Below are 15,644 nucleotides of genomic sequence, written 5' to 3'. Positions count from 1 at the left end.
TCCGCTCAGTACTGCTTCAGGCCGGGGTACAGCGGGAACGCCTCGGTGAGCGTGCGCACGCGGGCGCGCAGCGCCTCGACGTCGGCCGCAGAACCGCCGACGAGCGCCTCGGCGATGATGTCGGCGACCTCGGTGAACTCCGCGTCGCCGAAGCCGCGGGTCGCGAGCGCCGGGGTGCCGACGCGCAGGCCCGAGGTGGTCATCGGCGGGCGCGGGTCGTTCGGGACCGCGTTGCGGTTCACCGTGATGCCGACCTCGTGCAGGAGGTCCTCGGCCTGCTTGCCGTCCAGGGGCGACTCGCGCAGGTCGACCAGCACGAGGTGGACGTCGGTGCCGCCGGAGCGCACCGCGACGCCCGCGTCCTTCGCGTCCTGCCGGCCCAGGCGCTCGGCGATGATCCGCGCGCCGCGCAGCGTGCGCTCCTGCCGGTCGCGGAACTCCGGGGTGCCGGCGATCTTGAAGGCCGTCGCCTTCGCCGCGATGACGTGCATGAGCGGGCCGCCCTGCTGGCCGGGGAACACCGCGGAGTTGATCTTCTTGGCCAGGTCGGGGTCGTTGGTGAGGATGAAGCCCGAGCGGGGGCCGCCGATCGTCTTGTGCACGGTCGAGGACACGACGTGCGCGTGCGGCACCGGGTTGGGGTGCACGCCCGCGGCCACGAGGCCCGCGAAGTGCGCCATGTCGACCCACAGGTAGGCGCCGACCTCGTCGGCGATCGCGCGGAACGCGGCGAAGTCGAGCTGGCGCGGGTACGCGGACCAGCCCGCGACGATGACCTTCGGCCGGTGCTCGAGGGCCAGGCGACGGACCTCGTCCATGTCCACGAGGGACGTCTCGGGGTCCACGCCGTAGGCGACGATGTCGTACAGGCGGCCGGAGAAGTTGATCTTCATGCCGTGCGTGAGGTGGCCGCCCTGGTCGAGGGCGAGGCCGAGGATCGTGTCGCCGGGGCGTGCGATGGCGTGCAGCACTGCCGCGTTCGCGGTGGCGCCGGCGTGCGGCTGGACGTTCGCGAACTCCGCGCCGAACAGGGCCTTGGCCCGCTCGATCGCGATGGTCTCGGCGACGTCGACCTCCTCGCAGCCGCCGTAGTAGCGGCGGCCCGGGTAGCCCTCGGCGTACTTGTTGGTGAGCACCGAGCCCTGCGCCTGCAGGACCGCGAGCGGCACGAAGTTCTCGGACGCGATCATCTCGAGGGTGCCCTGCTGGCGGGCCAGCTCGCGGTCGAGGACGGCGGCGATCTCGGGGTCGAGGTCGGCGATGTTCTGGTCCAGCACGTTGTCGCTCATGCGGGGTGCTCTCCTGTCGCAGTCAACTGTGCGGGTCGCTCCCGGCGCACCCGCACACCGATGGGTGTGGGGTGACCGTGGGGCCCAGGCGTCCGACCCGTCGGTCCAGCTGCTGCGTCGCTCCCCGGTGGTGACCCACCCTGCTGCGCCAGTCGCGACCGGGACAGCGTAGCAACCGTGCGCGCCGCGGGGCACGGCCGTCCGGGCGTCGGTCGGCGGGGCTCAGCCGGTGCAGACCCGCACGGGGTGCTCCAGACGCGGCGTGCGGGTGATGCCGTCGGCTCCGGTGCGGGTGACCTCGACGACGAACGTGAGGTCGCCGCACCACTCGCCGTCGGCCCCCGTCCAGCCCGACGCGAGGTCGAGGTCGGGGGTCCCGATCTCGCCCCGCAGGTCGCCCTGGGCGGCGTCCTCCGCCCACCCGACGCCCCCGAGCGGAGGCACGAGAGTCCCGTCGTCGGGCCGGTCGGCGCGCCGCAGGTCGGCCCCGACCCAGCTCACGCGCTCGTCGGCCGCGCAGGCGGGGTCGACGTCGATGCGGATCGACGTCGTCGCGAGCGCGACGTCCGTCCAGCGCGCGACGACGGGCCCGCGGCGCACGGACCACGACATCTCGGCCGGGACCGTGACGGTCGCGCACGGGTCCTGGTCCCGCGGCTCGAGGACGACCGAGCGGTGCCCCGCGGTCGCCGGGGCGATCGGCGCGAGCAGCGCGCCGCCCGCCACCACCACCACGGCCACGCCCGTTGCCAGGACCCGTCCGCGCCTCATGCCGCCCTCTCGCGTCCGCCCCTCGTCGGGCGTCGCCCACGCTAGCGGGCGGCGGCCTGGCACGGACCTGGCCGGGCCGCCGGTGCTGCTGCGCACAACGGCACGGGTCCGCGGCGGGGTGCCGGCGCGGCGCGGTGCCGCGCGGACGTCGGCGTCGCCCTCGCGGACGCGGCGTGCCGCTCAGAGGTATCCCGCGGTCCCGGGCGGCGGCGGCGCAGCGGCCGCCGGGAGCGGCGGGGCTCCCCGCAGCACGAGCGTCGCACGGCCGCCCGTCGTCGTGGTCACCAGCCAGGGCATGTCGGTCAGGGGGCAGCGACGCACGGCGGTGCCGCGCGGCAGGCTCGTGCAGCGCGGCGCAGCCACGAGGTGCTCCGACGCGTAGGCCGCGGCGAACGGCCCGACCGCCGCGACCGGGTCCCAGCACCGGCACGCCCCGGCGCTCCGCAGCTGCGCGGCCCGGTCCGCGGCGCCCTCGCGTGCCACGCGCCTCCGCACCAGCGCGCGACGCGCGCTCTCGACCAGGACGAAGGACAGCGCGGGCACCCCCAGCAGCGGCACCGCCCACAGCAGCATCGCCCATCCGTCACCGAGGCCCGGCACGAGCGCCCGCACCCGCGCGTCGACCTCGAACGCCACGCCGATGCCCGCGACGAAGCCGACGAGCGCGGCCAGCGCTGGCAGCGGCCGGACCTCGCTGTGCGCGCCGGTCTGGCGACCGTCGTCGAGCCGTGCACCGTCCACCGTGTCCCAGCCCCGCTCGTCGCACAGGCTGACGCCAGGCACGCGCCGCCACACGCGCCGCAGGACCTCGACGACGCCGATGCCCAGCGCGATGCCGACGACGCCGAGCGGGAGCAGCAGCAGGGCCAGGATCCACGGGACGACGGTGGGCGCGCGGCGCCGGTGGAGCGCGGTCTCGTCGCGCAGCGCACGCAGGTCCGGGCTCGTCCGCCCACCGCGCGCGACCGCCGCCGCCAGGAGCGCCGCGCCCGCGCGGTCGCCCCGCCGCTGCAGGTCACGGACGGCGAGCGTGGTCGCGCCGGCGTCGTCGGCCGCGGCGGGCAGCGCTTCCTGGAGGCCGCGCGCGACGCCGACGACGGCGCGCACCGCGTCGGTGCTGCGCGCAGCGTCCCGGCGCGCGACGTGCGCGGCCGCCCACCCCCCGAGGCCTTGCGGGGTGCGGTCCCCGTGCTCGGAGACGAGCGTGACCCAGGCGTCGTCCGCGAGGTCGTGGCGCCCGGCCGGCCCGGCCGCGGCCGCGAGCAGCCGCAGGAAGTCGGCGCGCTGCTGCGGGTCCGCCACCCTCGAGCCGACGTGCAGCAGGGTGACCAGCGCGCCCTCGTCCCCCTGCGCGGCACGCGCTGCTGCGGCGACGACGTGCTCGGGCGACGTCGGCCCGTGCGCGGGCACCACGTCGGCGCCGCCGCGGGCCAGCAGCGTGAGAGCGTCGGCCGGGCGACCGTCGAGGAGCGCGAGCCGTGCGAGGTGGCCGACGTCGGCCCTGTCGACCGTGGTGAGCAGGTCCGCGGCCAGCCCGGGCTCGCCGAGTGCCTCGGCGTGCTGCGCCCAGGACCGCACGGAGCGGTCGTCCACGTCGGGGCCGGGCGTCGCGGTCGTGTCCACGCAGAGGTATCGGTCGCGCCGGGTCCGTCCTGGAGCGACCCGAGGCCACGCGCACCGTCAGGCGGTGGCGGGCGGCTCCTCGAGCGCGGCGAGCCACGTGCGCAGGATCCGTTCGAGGGTGTCGGCGTCCTGCGGCGTGAGCGCGTCGAGCAGGCGGTGCTCGTTGGCCATGTGGTCGGTGAACGCGGCGTCGATGACCTCGCGGCCGCGGGGCGTGAGCTCGACGAGGCGTGCGCGGGCGTCGTCGTCGGCGACGCGGCGGGTCACGAGGCCGGCGCGCTCGAGGCGGTCGACGCGCTTGGTGACGCCGCCGCTGGTGACGAGCGTGTGCGCGGCGATGTCGCCGCACGACCGCGCGTAGGGGGCGCCCGCGCGGCGCAGGGTCGCGAGGACGTCGAAGTCCCCCTCGGACAGGCCGTGCCGCTCGTAGACCGCGACGAGCTCGGCCGTCAGGTGGTTGGCGACGCGGTGCAGGCGTCCGATGACCTGCTGGGGCCGGACGTCCAGGTCGGGACGCTCGGCGCGCCAGGCGGCGCCGACGAGGTCGAGCCGGTCGGGGGTGGGTGACGTGCGCGACGCGGGCATGGCTGGAATATATCTTCCTCGTCAGATATTTTGTCTTCCGTGGAAAACACCTGGCGCTGGTCGCTCGTCGCCGCGATCGCCCCCGTCACCTGGGGAGCCGCCTACTACGTCACCGCCCACACGCTCCCCGCGAGCCACCCGCTGTGGGGGTCGGTGCTGCGCGCGCTGCCCGCCGGGCTCGTGCTGCTCGCGCTCTCGCGGCGCCGCCCGCGCGGCTCCTGGTGGTGGCGCTCCCTGGTGCTCGGCGCGATCAACATGAGCGCGTTCTTCGTGCTCGTGTACGTCGCCGCCCAGCGCCTGCCCACGTCGGTGGCGTCGACCGTCATGGCCGTCTCGCCGTTCGTGCTCGCGCTCGTCGCGTGGCCCCTGCTCGGGCAGCGCCCGCGGCTGGCCTCGATGCTCGGTGCCGCGCTCGGGCTCGCGGGCGTCGTCGCGATGCTCGTCACGGGCGCCGTCGCCGTCGACCCCGTCGGCGTCGCCGCCGGTGCGACCGCCATGGTCATGTCGTCGGTCGGCTTCGTCCTCGCGACCCGCTGGAAGGACGACGTCGACGTGCTCGCCACCACGTCCTGGCAGCTCGTCGCCGGCGGACTGCTGCTCGTGCCCGTCGCCGCGCTCGCCGAGGGCGCCCCACCGGTGCTCGACGGCCGCGGCTGGCTCGGCATCGCCTACGTGTCGCTCGTCGCCACGGCCCTGGCCTACGTCGCGTGGTTCGCCGCGCTGCGGCACCTGCCCGCCGGGTCGGTCGGCCTCGCCGGCCTGCTCAACCCCGTCACCGGCGTCGCCGTCGGGCTCGCGCTGGGCGGCGAGCGCCTCGGGCCGCTGCAGGTCGCGGGCGTCGTCGCCGTGCTCGCGGGCGTCGTCGTGGGGCAGCCCGCGGCGCACGCGCTGCTGCGCCGACGGCGGCGACCCGCGGCGACCGCCGCCGTGCCGCCCCCGCCCAGCGGCGCCCTCGACCGTCAGGCCGAGCCCGCGAGCGCGGGCCGCTGACGCCTCAGCAGCTCACCCACATCGCGCAGCCCGCGACCTGGAGCGTCGGCTCGAGCGGCACGTCGTCCCGGGCCACGCCCTCTCCGTGCCGCACGCCGCACGAAAGTCGGGTCGCGGGGCGTGCGGGGTGCCGAGCGGAGCGTCGAGCAGGTGAGGGCGTCAGACCTGGACGGCCTCGCCGTCGCCGAGCAGCTTGCGCAGGTAGGCGTACGTGAGGTCGCCGGCGGTCTGGTCGTGCTGGTGCTCGTAGCCGGCCTTGTTGTAGAGCGCGATGTTCTGCAGCGAGTCGCGGCCCGTGAACACCCAGACCTCCTCGATGCCGTCCGGGAGGGTCGGCAGGATCGCGGAGAGCAGCTCGGTGCCGATGCCCTTGCCCTGCAGGTCGGGCGCGACGGCGAACCGGCCGAGCGTCGCCTTGCCGCCCTCGACGAGGACGCGGATCGACCCGACCAGCCGGTGCCCCCACCACGCGCCGAGCGTGATGACGCCGTCGGCCGTGAGGTCGGCCTTGAGCTCCTTGAGCGTCTGCGTCAGCGGCGGGATGTTCGGGTCGCCGTACTGCTGCGCCTCGGTGACGAACGCGGCGCGCCGCAGCGTGAGCAGCTCACCGGCGTCGTCGACCGTGACCGGGCGGATGTCGAGGGCCGTCATGCGGTCATCGTCTCAGCCCGCGCGGCCCGCGCACTACTCTCGGGCCTCGTGTCCCACACCTCGGATGTCGACCCGACCCACCTCGTCCTGACCCTGTCGTGCCCCGACCGCCCGGGCATCGTCGCCGCCGTCGCGGGGCTGCTGGCCGAGCACGGCGGCAACATCACCGAGTCGCAGCAGTTCGGGGACCCGCTGTCGGGGCTGTTCTTCATGCGCGTGCAGGTGTCGACCGACGTGCCCGCCGAGCGGCTGCGCGCCGACCTCGCGGCGCTCGCCGAGCGCTTCGACATGACGTGGCGGCTCGACGTGGCCGGGCGCCCCGTGCGCACGCTCGTCATGGTGTCGACCGCGGCGCACTGCCTCAACGACCTCGCGTTCCGCCAGCAGGCCGAGAACCTGCCCGTCGACCTGGTGGCGGTCGTCTCGAACCACGACGCGCTGCGCCCCCTCGCGGACTTCTACGGCATCCCGTTCCACCACGTCCCCGTGACGTCCGCGACCAAGGCCGCCGCCGAGGCCCGCCTGCTCGAGCTCGTCGAGGAGCTCGACGTCGAGCTCGTCGTGCTCGCGCGGTACATGCAGATCCTGTCGGACGACCTGTGCCGCCGGCTCGAGGGTCGCGTCATCAACATCCACCACTCGTTCCTGCCGTCGTTCAAGGGCGCACGCCCCTACGCGCAGGCGCACCAGCGCGGCGTCAAGCTCATCGGTGCGACCGCGCACTACGTCACCGGCGACCTCGACGAGGGGCCGATCATCGAGCAGGACGTCGAGCGCGTCGACCACTCGCACGCCGTGGCCGACCTGGTCGCGCTCGGGCAGGACGTCGAGCGGCGCGCGCTCGCGCGCGCGGTGCGGTGGCACGCCGAGCACCGCGTGCTGCTCGACGGGCACCGCACGATCGTCTTCCGCTGAGACCACCGCGCGGCACCGGGGCGGCCACACCCCCGGTGCCGCGCGAAACGGTTCGGGCCCTGCCGGGCCGCGACCACGGGGTCGATGCTCTGGCCGACGGCCCGCCGACGACGACGGGCCGCGCGACCAGCGCCGGCACGGCCGGCGGGGCGGAGGACCCATGCGTACGACCCGAACCGGCACCCGGCCACGACGCACCCGGCCGCCCGGCGCGCTGCGCGCGACGCTGGCCGCCGCCGTCCTCGCCCTCGCGGCCGTGGGCGGCGCGGGCGTGGCGACCGCTCCCCCGGCGCAGGCGGCCTCGCTCGTCGAGGTGACCGGGTTCGGCAGCAACCCCGGCGGGCTCAGGATGCACCTGTTCGTGCCCGACCGCGTCGCGCCCGACCCCGCGGTGCTCGTCGTCGTGCACTACTGCACGGGCAGCGCGCAGGCGATGTTCAACGGCTCGCAGTTCGACGAGCTCGCGTCGCAGCACGGCTTCATCGCGGTGTACCCGAGCACCAACCGGCCGGGGAACTGCTTCGACGTCTCGTCGGCCGCGGCGATGACGCGTGACGGCGGCAGCGACCCGCAGAGCATCGTGCAGATGGTGCGCTACGTGCAGCAGCGTTACCAGACGGACCCCTCGCGCGTGTTCGTCACGGGTGTGTCCTCGGGGGCCATGACGACGCAGCTGCTGCTCGCCGAGTACCCCGACGTGTTCGCGGCGGGATCAGCGTTCGCGGGCGTCCCGGCCACGTGCTTCGCGACGGGCGGGCCGAAGCCCGGCACGACCGCGCAGGCCGGTTGGAACAGCGACTGCGCACAGGGACGGCGCGTGCTGTCCGCGCAGCAGTGGGGCGACCTGGCCCGCGCCACCTACCCCGGGTACAGCGGCCCGCGGCCGCGCGTGCAGCTGTGGCACGGCACGAACGACGAGACGCTGAGCTTCCAGAACTTCACCGAGGCCACCAAGCAGTGGACCGACGTGCTCGGGATCAGCGCGGCGCCCGCGTCGACCGAGACGCTCGGCAACCGCACGCGCGCCCGGTACGGCGGCACGGGCACCCGGGCGCCGTTCGAGACGAACCGGCTGCAGGGCACGACGCACAACCTGCCGGTCGACGCCGCGGCCGCGATCGCGTTCTTCGGGCTCGACCAGCCGGCCCCGACGCCCACCCCGACGCCGACACCCACGCCCACGCCGACCCCCACCCCGACCCCCACGCCCACGCCGACGCCCACCCCGACGCCGACGCCCACGTCGACCCCGACGGCCCCCGCCGGCGCCTGCACGGTGACCTACACGGCGAACCAGTGGCCGACCGGCTTCACGGCGTCGGTGACGGTCCGCAACGACGGCGCGACCGCGGTCGGCGGCTGGACGCTGCGGTTCGCGTTCCCGTCGGGTCAGCAGGTGACGCAGGCGTGGAGCGGGACCGCCACCCAGCAGGGCGCGCAGGTCACGGTGACGAACGCGGCCTGGAACGGCGTGATCCCGCCGGGCGGCTCGGTGCAGCTCGGGTTCAACGGCACGCACGGCGGGACCAACACCGCGCCGTCCGCGTTCACGCTCAACGGGGCCTCCTGCGTGGTCGCCTGAGACGTGACCGGCCCCGCACGGGCAAGTGCGGGGCCGGTCCACGTCCCGGACGCCAGAGACGAAAGTCTGTGACCCAGGTCATACGAACCGTTTCACGGGGTGCGTGCTTGAGATTTCACCCATCACCGTGGTCGCCGGACGTCCACGAGGACGCCACCGGCCATCGGAAGGACACCCATGACCGCCGACGTCGCAGCCAGCACCGCCCCGCGCACCGACGACGCACCCGGACGCCGCAACGCTCGACGCGTCCGCCTGCTCGGCACGCTCCTCGTCGCGCTCGGCGCGCTCATGATCCTGGGCGGCGCCGGCGCCTGGGTCGCCGTCTCCCAGGGCCTCGCGTCCGAGCGCGCCATGGTCGCAGAAGACGCACCCGCCTTCGCCGGTCAGCAGATCTCGTCGCCGTGGACCGCATTCGCGCAGACCGAGGCCATCAAGGGCCACATCTCCGCCATGGCCGACGGCGAGACCTACGCGACCATGGACCAGGACGACCCGATGCGCGACACCGTCGCTCAGGGGACGTTCGTGCGCGGCTCGCTGCTCACGTCCGTCATCGCGTTCGGGGTCGCGCTCGCCGTCGTCGGCACCGGCACCGGGTTCGTGCTCGGCGGGTTCGGCCTGCGCAGCGTCGCCGCGCACTGACCCCCGCTCGACCGCCGGGCTACCGCAGCCCGACCGAGGTGGTCACGGGCGCGACCTGCGTCGCGCCCGTGATCGCCGCCAGCAGCTCCTCCTGCGACACGTGGCGTGCGTCGAACGAGCCGTTGTTGCGGCCGTGCCGCAGCACCTCGATGCGGTCCGACACGGCGCGCACGTCGTTGAGGTTGTGGCTGATGAGCACGACGCCGAGCCCCAGCTCCCGCAGCCGCTCGATGTGCGTGAGGATCTCCGCCGTGTGCGCGACCGACAGCGCCGCCGTGGGCTCGTCGAGGACCACGAGGCGCGGCGACCCGATGAGGGTCCGCGCGATCGCGACGGTCTGCCGCTGCCCGGCCGACAGGTGCGACACGGGCGTGCGGACGGCGGGGATCCGGCTCGACAGGTCGTGCAGGATGCGCCGTGCGACCCGCTCCATCTCGCCCTCGCGCATGAGCGTGCGCTCGCGCAGCTCGCGCCCCAGGAAGAGGTTCGCGGTGACGTCGAGGTTCTCGCACAGCGCGTAGTCCTGGAACACCGTCGCGACGCCCGCCTGGTGCGCGTCGGACGGCGACGGCAGCGCGACGGGCTCGCCGCCGATCTCGAGCAGGCCCGCGTCGGGCTGCAGCACGCCCGAGATGATCTTGGCGAGCGTCGACTTGCCCGCGCCGTTGTCGCCGACCAGGGCCACGACCTCGTGCGGGTGGACGACGAGGTCGACCCCGACGAGCGCCTCGACCGCCCCGAACCGCTTGGACACCTGCTGCACCGACAGCACAGGGGTCCGCCTGCCGACACCCACGGCCTCGCCCACCTGCCCTTCGTCGCGCACGTACCGACCAGTGTTTCCCCCGCTCCCGGGGGCGTCAAACCTGTCAGCCACCTTGCTCCCCGGTGGCCGCCGTGCCGTCCTCGCCGCCCGTGCCGTGCCCGGCGCCGACGTCCGCACCCATCTGATCGGTCGCCTCGAGCACCAGCGCGAGGGCGCCGAGCACCTTCGCCCGGACGCCGAGGTCCCCGGGGACGACGTCGAGCGTGACCATCTGGTTGAGCGGCACGCGCCGCGCGATGGCCTCGCGCATCGGCTGCACCAGCAGGTCGCCCGTCTCCGCGAGCTCGCCGCCGACGACGACGCACTGCGGGTTGACCACCATCGCCATGCCCGCGACCACGCCGCCGATCACCGCACCGGCGTCGGCGACCACCTGCCGGCACCCGGGGTCGCCGTCCACCGCGTGCTGCACGAGGTCGCGCAGCGTGAGCGTGCCGTGGCTGACCGTGAGCGGCTCGACCAGCGCCGGGTACCCGACGACCGTGTCGAGGCAGCCGCGGCTGCCGCACCGGCAGATGCGCCCCTGCGGGTCGACCTGCACGTGCCCGATCTCGCCGGCCGTGCCGCCGAACCCGCGGTGCAGGTGCCCCGACAGGATGATCCCGGCGCCCGTGCCCGCGCCCACCGACACGTACACCGCGTCCTGGTAGCCGCGCGCGGCACCGAACCGGCTCTCGGCGAGGGCCCCGAGGTTCGCGTTGTTGTCGACCAGCACGGGCTTGGCCAGGCGCTTGGCCAGCACGTGCACGACCGGCACCTCGTCCCACCCGCGCAGCAGGCCGCGCACGGTCACGAGGCCCGTGCCGGGCTCGACGGGCGCCGGCAGCCCGACCCCGAGGCCGACGAGCTCGTCGACCGACGCGCCGACCCGCTCGAGCAGGTCGATCACGAGCAGCGCGACGCGGTCGAGCGTCGTGTCGGCGCGGTGGTCCGCGGGCAGCGGGAGCGTCTGCTCGGCGACGATCTCGCGCGTGACGTCGCCGAGCGCGACCCGCAGGTGCCGCGGGCCGACGTCGACGCCGGCGGCGAGGCCCGTGCGGCGCGCGATCGTGACGAGCTGTGCGCGCCGACCCGAGCGGATGGTGCCGTGGGTGTCGACGACGCCCGCGGCGAGCAGCTCCTTGACGATCGAGGAGACGGTCGCGGGCGAGAGCCCCGTGGCGGCGGTGAGCTCGACCTGCGTGAGACCGCCGTAGCGCTTGACGGTCTCGACGACGAGCGCGCGGTTCGCGCCCCGCAGGGACGACTGCGATCCCGACATCGGTCCCCTCACGTCGGCCGAGCCTAGCGGTCGGAACTGGGCACCGACGCGTACGTCGGTCCTGGCCGGAGCCGCACGTCGCGCGCCCCGCACCGGGTGTCCGGCACGGGGCGCGCGGGTGGTGTCAGCGCGCCTCGGCGCGCCGCTTGTTCCAGACGTCGAACGCGACGGCCAGCAGGAGCACGAGGCCCTTGACCATCTGCTGGACGGACTGCGGGACGCCCATGAGCTGCATGCCGTTGCTCATGACGGCCATGATCAGGGCACCGGTCATGGCGCCCGTCACGCGGCCGACGCCGCCGGTCGTCGACGCGCCGCCGATGAACGCCGCGGCGATCGCGTCGAGCTCGAACATGTTGCCCGCGCCCGGCTGGGCGCCGTTCATGCGGGACGAGAACACGACGCCCGCGACACCGGCCAGCAGGCCCATGTTGACGAAGGTCCAGAACGTCACCTGGCGGACCTTGACACCCGACAGCTGCGCGGCGTTGAGGTTGCCGCCGATCGCGTAGATGTGCCGGCCGAACACCGAGCGCTGCGTGATGACCGAGTAGGCCAGGATCAGCACCGCGAGCACGATGAGGATGTTCGGCAGGCCGCGGGACTGCGCGAGCTGGTAGCCGAACCACATGACGACCGCGGCGATCGCGACGAGCTTGAGCACGAACAGCGGCAGCGCCTCGACGACCTGCTGGTACGCGATGCGACCCATGCGGGTGCGCCACTGGCTCACGGCGTACCCGACCACCGCGACGCCGAAGATCACGAGCGTGAACACGTCCACGCCGTAGCCGCCGAGCAGGCCGTTGGTCGAGAAGCCGTTGGCGATGTCGTAGTACGTGCCGCCGAACGGCGACAGCGAGACGTTGTCGAGCACGCGCTGCGCGAGACCGCGGAACAGCAGCATGCCGGCGAGCGTGACGATGAAGCCGGGGATGCCCACGTAGGCGACCCAGAAGCCCTGCCACATGCCGACCAGGCCGCCGACGACGAGCGCCGCGAGCACGCCGACCCACCAGGGCTGGCCGTTGCGGATCACGAGGACCGCGGACACGGCCCCGGTGAGGGCCACGACCGACCCGACCGACAGGTCGATCTGCCCCAGCACGATCACCATGACCATGCCGATCGCGAGGATCAGGATGTAGGAGTACTGCAGGACGATGTTCGTGAGGTTGCCGGGGCTCAGGAAGTTCGAGTTCAGGAACGAGAAGAGCGCGACGATCACGAGGAACGCGACGAAGATGCCGCTCTGGCGGAGGTTCCGCGTCACCATCTCGCGGAAGCCGGCGATGGCCGTCATGAGGCAAGGTCCTTTGCTGTCTCGCGCTCCATGGTCATGAGCTCCATGAGCCGCTCCTGGGTGGCCTCGGCGACGGGCAGCTCACCGGTGATCCGCCCGAACGCGAGGGTGTAGACGCGGTCGCAGATGCCGAGCAGCTCGGGCAGCTCGGAGGAGATGACGACGACCGCCTTCCCCGCTGCGACCATCTTGTTGATGATCGTGTAGATCTCGTACTTCGCGCCGACGTCGATGCCGCGCGTCGGCTCGTCGAGGATCAGCACGTCCGGCTCGGTGTAGAGCCACTTGGCCAGCACGACCTTCTGCTGGTTGCCGCCCGACAGCTTGCCGACGACCGCCATGACGGTCGGCGTCTTGATGTTCAGGCTCGCGCGGTACTCCTCGGCGACCCGGACCTCCTCGTTGCCGTTGACCCAGCCGCGGCGCGCGAGGCGGCGCAGGCCGGCCGCGGACACGTTCTGCCGGATGTCCTGGATGAGGTTGAGCCCGTACCGCTTGCGGTCCTCGGTGGCGTACGCGAGGCCGTGGTTGATCGCCTCGTCGACGCTGCGGACCTGGATCTCCTGGCCGTTCTTGTAGATCCGGCCCGTGATGCCGCGCCCGTAGGAGCGGCCGAAGATGCTCATCGCGAGCTCGGTGCGCCCGGCGCCCATGAGCCCCGCGATGCCGACGACCTCACCCGCGCGCACGGTGAACGACGCACGGTCGATGACGACGCGGTCGGCCTGCGTGGGGTGCCGGACGGTCCAGTCCTCGACCCGCAGGACCTCGTCGCCGATCTCCGGCGTGCGCTCGGGGTAGCGGTGCTCGAGGTCCCGCCCGACCATGCCGCGGATGATGCGGTCCTGGGTCGAGTCCGGGTCGGACATGTCGATCGTCTCGATGGTGCGGCCGTCACGGATGATCGTGGTGCGGTCGGCGATCTCGGCGATCTCGTTGAGCTTGTGGCTGATGATGATCGAGGTGATGCCCTGCTGCTGCAGGTGCCGCAGCAGCGCGAGCAGGTGCTCGGAGTCGTTGTCGTTGAGCGCGGCGGTCGGCTCGTCGAGGATGAGGAGCTTGACCTCCTTCGACAGCGCCTTCGCGATCTCGATGAGCTGCTGCTTGCCGACGCCGAGCTGCGACACGGGCGTCGTCGGGTTCTCGTCGAGCCCGACGCGCGCGAGGAGCTTGGCCGCCTCGGCGTTCGCCTTGTTCCAGTCGATCAGCGAGCCGGCGCCGCGCACCTCGTTGCCGAGGAAGATGTTCTCGGCGACCGACAGGTACGGCACCAGCGCGAGCTCCTGGTGGATGATGACGATCCCGCGGCCCTCGGAGTCGTTGATCGAGCCGAACTCGACCTCCTGCCCCTCGAAGACGATGGCACCGTCGTAGGTGCCGTGCGGGTAGACGCCGGACAGGACCTTCATGAGGGTCGACTTGCCGGCGCCGTTCTCGCCGCAGATGGCGTGGATCTCTCCGCGCCTCACGGTCAGGTTGACGTCCTGCAGCGCCTTGACGCCCGGGAAGGTCTTGGTGATGGACCGCATCTCGAGGATGGTGCTGTGGTCCATGACCCCTCCGTTCAGTGGTGGTCGGATGGCGGGCGGTGGGGGCGCGGCCCGGCCGGGGATCGCCCGGCCGGGCCGCGTCACCGGGTCAGGCGACGCCCGACTGGACCTGGGCCTCGGTCCAGTAGCCCGAGTCGACGAGCAGCGGGACGATGTCCTCCGCGAAGACGGTGTCGACCGTCAGCAGGTAGGACGGGACGACCTTCTTGCCGTTGTCGTACGTCTCGGTGTCGTTGGCCTCGGGCTTCTCGCCCTTGACGAACGCCTCGGCGACCTTGACGGACTGGTCGGCGAGCTTGCGCGTGTCCTTGAAGATCGTCGAGGACTGCACGCCGTCGTTGATGAGCTTGACCGACGCGATCTCGGCGTCCTGGCCGGTGACGATCGGCAGGCCGGCCTCGATGGTCGGGCCCTGGCCGACGCCCTGGAGCGCCGTGATGATGCCGCGCGAGATGCCGTCGAACGGCGACAGCACGCCCGAGAGCGTCGAGCCGTCGGAGTACGTGGAGGTGAGCAGGTCCTCCATGCGCTTCTGGGCGGCCTCCTGCGACCAGCGCAGCGTCGCGACGGTGTCGAAGTCCGTCTGGCCCGACTTCACGACGAGCGTGCCGTTGTCGATGTAGGGCTGCAGCACGGACATCGCGCCGTCGAAGAAGAACCCGGCGTTGTTGTCGTCGGGCGAGCCGGCGAACAGCTCGATGTTGAGCGGGCCCTGCACGCCCTGGACCGCGACGCCCGAGGCGTCGATGAGGCCCATGCCCTGCAGCAGCGCGGTGCCCTGCGCGACGCCGACCGCGAAGTTGTCGAACGTGACGTAGAAGTCGACGTTCTCGCTGTCGCGGATCAGGCGGTCGTACGCGATGACCGGGATGTTCTGCGCGGCGGCGCTCTCGAGCTGGCTCGTGAGGGCGGTGCCGTCGATCGACGCGATGATGAGGACGTCGGCGCCGCTCGTGATCATCTGGTCGATCTGCTGGGTCTGGGTCGGGATGTCGTCGCCCGCGTACTGCAGGTTGACCTTGTAGCCCAGGTCCTCGAGACCCTGCTTGACGGCCTTGCCGTCGGCGATCCAGCGCTCGGAGGTCTCGGTCGGCATCGCGACGCCGATCGTGATGTCGCTCGGGTCGGCGCCGCCGCCGGCGCCCTCGGTGCTGCCGCCGCCGGCGCCGGCACCGCCGCCGCCGCAGGCGGCGAGGCCGAGCGCGAGCGCTCCGGCCGCCGCCACCATGGTGAACTTGCGTCGCATCGTGTGCTCCTTCTCGTCGTCGAGAGGTTCCCGGTCCCGAAGCCCTTCGGGGACGGACGCGGCTGCTGTGCCGGCCCGACCGGATGTACCCGGCTGCCTCGGACGCGACGGGGGTCGTCCTCGTCCCGGTGCAGCGGGACAACCATGCTTAAGTTCGGAACCCGAAGTCAACCGCGAACGATGCCTTCTCGGTCACGAACTCATCACAACTTCCGGACGCTCGTCCGACCGGGCGATCTGGGAGCGCGACCACGCGCGAGGTCGGCGCACGGCCGACCCGCCCCACCCCTGACGTACGGCTTCCCCGACTGTTCGGGTCCCGCACCCAGGCGTCCCGACGGACACGGCGACGACGCACCGGCCGCGCGACGTGGCGCGTGGGCGCGCACGGCCCGCCGGCCCCCGGC

Annotated in this window: 14 protein-coding genes and 1 riboswitch; of the genes, 4 read left to right on the top strand and 10 right to left on the bottom strand. The window is 73.4% G+C overall.

The window, feature by feature from the left end; genetic code table 11:
- Nucleotides 1-5: 5 nt before the first annotated feature.
- The 4 genes from glyA to CS2_RS09920 all read right to left on the bottom strand — a co-directional run bounded on the left by glyA (nt 6) and on the right by CS2_RS09920 (nt 4,268).
- A complete protein-coding gene (glyA, locus tag CS2_RS09935) occupies nt 6-1,289 on the bottom strand; it encodes a serine hydroxymethyltransferase (protein WP_070319855.1) in 1,284 nt (427 codons plus the stop codon).
- Nucleotides 1,290-1,364: 75 nt separating this feature from the next.
- Nucleotides 1,365-1,455: riboswitch (ZMP/ZTP riboswitch) on the bottom strand.
- 56 nt (nt 1,456-1,511) lie between these two features.
- Complete coding sequence (locus CS2_RS09930) at nt 1,512-2,060, bottom strand: hypothetical protein (protein WP_156442079.1); 549 nt, start codon at nt 2,058-2,060, stop codon at nt 1,512-1,514.
- Between the two features lie 180 nt (nt 2,061-2,240).
- Nucleotides 2,241-3,683, bottom strand: coding sequence for a hypothetical protein (locus CS2_RS09925; RefSeq protein WP_070319853.1), 1,443 nt, complete (start codon nt 3,681-3,683; stop codon nt 2,241-2,243).
- 57 nt (nt 3,684-3,740) lie between these two features.
- Complete coding sequence (locus CS2_RS09920) at nt 3,741-4,268, bottom strand: MarR family winged helix-turn-helix transcriptional regulator (RefSeq protein WP_070319852.1); 528 nt, start codon at nt 4,266-4,268, stop codon at nt 3,741-3,743.
- A 39-nt stretch (nt 4,269-4,307) separates the two neighbouring features.
- On the opposite strand from CS2_RS09920, the gene CS2_RS09915 reads away from it, so the two are divergent.
- On the top strand, nt 4,308-5,258 hold the full coding sequence (locus CS2_RS09915; protein WP_070319851.1) for a DMT family transporter: 951 nt from the start codon (nt 4,308-4,310) through the stop codon (nt 5,256-5,258).
- Between the two features lie 159 nt (nt 5,259-5,417).
- Here CS2_RS09915 and CS2_RS09910 read toward each other — a convergent pair whose 3' ends face one another.
- A complete protein-coding gene (locus tag CS2_RS09910; protein ID WP_046528878.1) occupies nt 5,418-5,909 on the bottom strand; it encodes a GNAT family N-acetyltransferase in 492 nt (163 codons plus the stop codon).
- Nucleotides 5,910-5,957: 48 nt separating this feature from the next.
- Here CS2_RS09910 and purU point away from each other — a divergent pair, with 48 nt between their 5' ends.
- The 3 genes from purU (at nt 5,958) to CS2_RS09895 (ending at nt 9,051) form a co-directional block, all read left to right on the top strand.
- Nucleotides 5,958-6,824 carry a formyltetrahydrofolate deformylase gene (gene purU, locus CS2_RS09905; RefSeq protein ID WP_046528879.1) on the top strand — a complete coding sequence of 289 codons (867 nt, stop codon included), beginning with the start codon at nt 5,958-5,960 and terminating at the stop codon, nt 6,822-6,824.
- 160 nt (nt 6,825-6,984) lie between these two features.
- The gene (locus CS2_RS09900) at nt 6,985-8,406 is read left to right on the top strand and encodes an extracellular catalytic domain type 1 short-chain-length polyhydroxyalkanoate depolymerase (protein ID WP_070319850.1); all 1,422 of its coding nucleotides are present in this window, start codon (nt 6,985-6,987) and stop codon (nt 8,404-8,406) included.
- Nucleotides 8,407-8,583: 177 nt separating this feature from the next.
- Nucleotides 8,584-9,051 carry an aromatic ring-opening dioxygenase LigA gene (locus tag CS2_RS09895; RefSeq protein ID WP_070319849.1) on the top strand — a complete coding sequence of 156 codons (468 nt, stop codon included), beginning with the start codon at nt 8,584-8,586 and terminating at the stop codon, nt 9,049-9,051.
- Nucleotides 9,052-9,070: 19 nt separating this feature from the next.
- Here the strand turns inward: CS2_RS09895 and CS2_RS09890 are convergent, their stop codons facing one another.
- The 5 genes from CS2_RS09890 to chvE form a co-directional block, all read right to left on the bottom strand.
- Entirely contained in the window at nt 9,071-9,877 is an 807-nt protein-coding gene (locus CS2_RS09890; RefSeq protein ID WP_226239034.1) for an ATP-binding cassette domain-containing protein, read from the bottom strand.
- A 43-nt stretch (nt 9,878-9,920) separates the two neighbouring features.
- Nucleotides 9,921-11,138 (bottom strand): ROK family transcriptional regulator, encoded by a 1,218-nt coding sequence (locus CS2_RS09885; RefSeq protein WP_070319848.1) that lies wholly within the window; start codon nt 11,136-11,138, stop codon nt 9,921-9,923.
- A 124-nt stretch (nt 11,139-11,262) separates the two neighbouring features.
- Nucleotides 11,263-12,441: a multiple monosaccharide ABC transporter permease gene (gene mmsB, locus CS2_RS09880; RefSeq protein WP_070319847.1), complete on the bottom strand. Its 1,179-nt coding sequence runs from the start codon at nt 12,439-12,441 to the stop codon at nt 11,263-11,265.
- A complete protein-coding gene (gene mmsA, locus CS2_RS09875) occupies nt 12,438-13,994 on the bottom strand; it encodes a multiple monosaccharide ABC transporter ATP-binding protein (RefSeq protein ID WP_070319846.1) in 1,557 nt (518 codons plus the stop codon). Before mmsA ends, mmsB begins: the two co-directional genes overlap by 4 nt.
- A gap of 85 nt (nt 13,995-14,079) precedes the next feature.
- The gene (gene chvE, locus CS2_RS09870; RefSeq protein WP_046528885.1) at nt 14,080-15,237 is read right to left on the bottom strand and encodes a multiple monosaccharide ABC transporter substrate-binding protein; all 1,158 of its coding nucleotides are present in this window, start codon (nt 15,235-15,237) and stop codon (nt 14,080-14,082) included.
- Nucleotides 15,238-15,644: the final 407 nt, after the last annotated feature.

Source organism: Cellulomonas iranensis NBRC 101100 = JCM 18110, from assembly GCF_001552375.1.
Taxonomy (GTDB): domain Bacteria; phylum Actinomycetota; class Actinomycetes; order Actinomycetales; family Cellulomonadaceae; genus Cellulomonas; species Cellulomonas iranensis.
This window is presented reverse-complemented; position numbering and strand designations above follow the sequence as displayed.

Excerpts from the sequence above, each read along its gene's own strand:
- CS2_RS09930 (WP_156442079.1), bottom strand. The coding sequence starts at position 2,060 with ATGAGGCGCGGACGGGTCCTGGCAACGGGCGTGGCCGTGGTGGTGGTG.
- CS2_RS09900 (WP_070319850.1), top strand. The coding sequence starts at position 6,985 with ATGCGTACGACCCGAACCGGCACCCGGCCACGACGCACCCGGCCGCCC.
- CS2_RS09895 (WP_070319849.1), top strand. The coding sequence starts at position 8,584 with ATGACCGCCGACGTCGCAGCCAGCACCGCCCCGCGCACCGACGACGCA.
- CS2_RS09920 (WP_070319852.1), bottom strand. The coding sequence starts at position 4,268 with ATGCCCGCGTCGCGCACGTCACCCACCCCCGACCGGCTCGACCTCGTC.
- glyA (WP_070319855.1), bottom strand. The coding sequence starts at position 1,289 with ATGAGCGACAACGTGCTGGACCAGAACATCGCCGACCTCGACCCCGAG.
- mmsB (WP_070319847.1), bottom strand. The coding sequence starts at position 12,441 with ATGACGGCCATCGCCGGCTTCCGCGAGATGGTGACGCGGAACCTCCGC.
- CS2_RS09910 (WP_046528878.1), bottom strand. The coding sequence starts at position 5,909 with ATGACGGCCCTCGACATCCGCCCGGTCACGGTCGACGACGCCGGTGAG.
- CS2_RS09885 (WP_070319848.1), bottom strand. The coding sequence starts at position 11,138 with ATGTCGGGATCGCAGTCGTCCCTGCGGGGCGCGAACCGCGCGCTCGTC.
- mmsA (WP_070319846.1), bottom strand. The coding sequence starts at position 13,994 with ATGGACCACAGCACCATCCTCGAGATGCGGTCCATCACCAAGACCTTC.
- chvE (WP_046528885.1), bottom strand. The coding sequence starts at position 15,237 with ATGCGACGCAAGTTCACCATGGTGGCGGCGGCCGGAGCGCTCGCGCTC.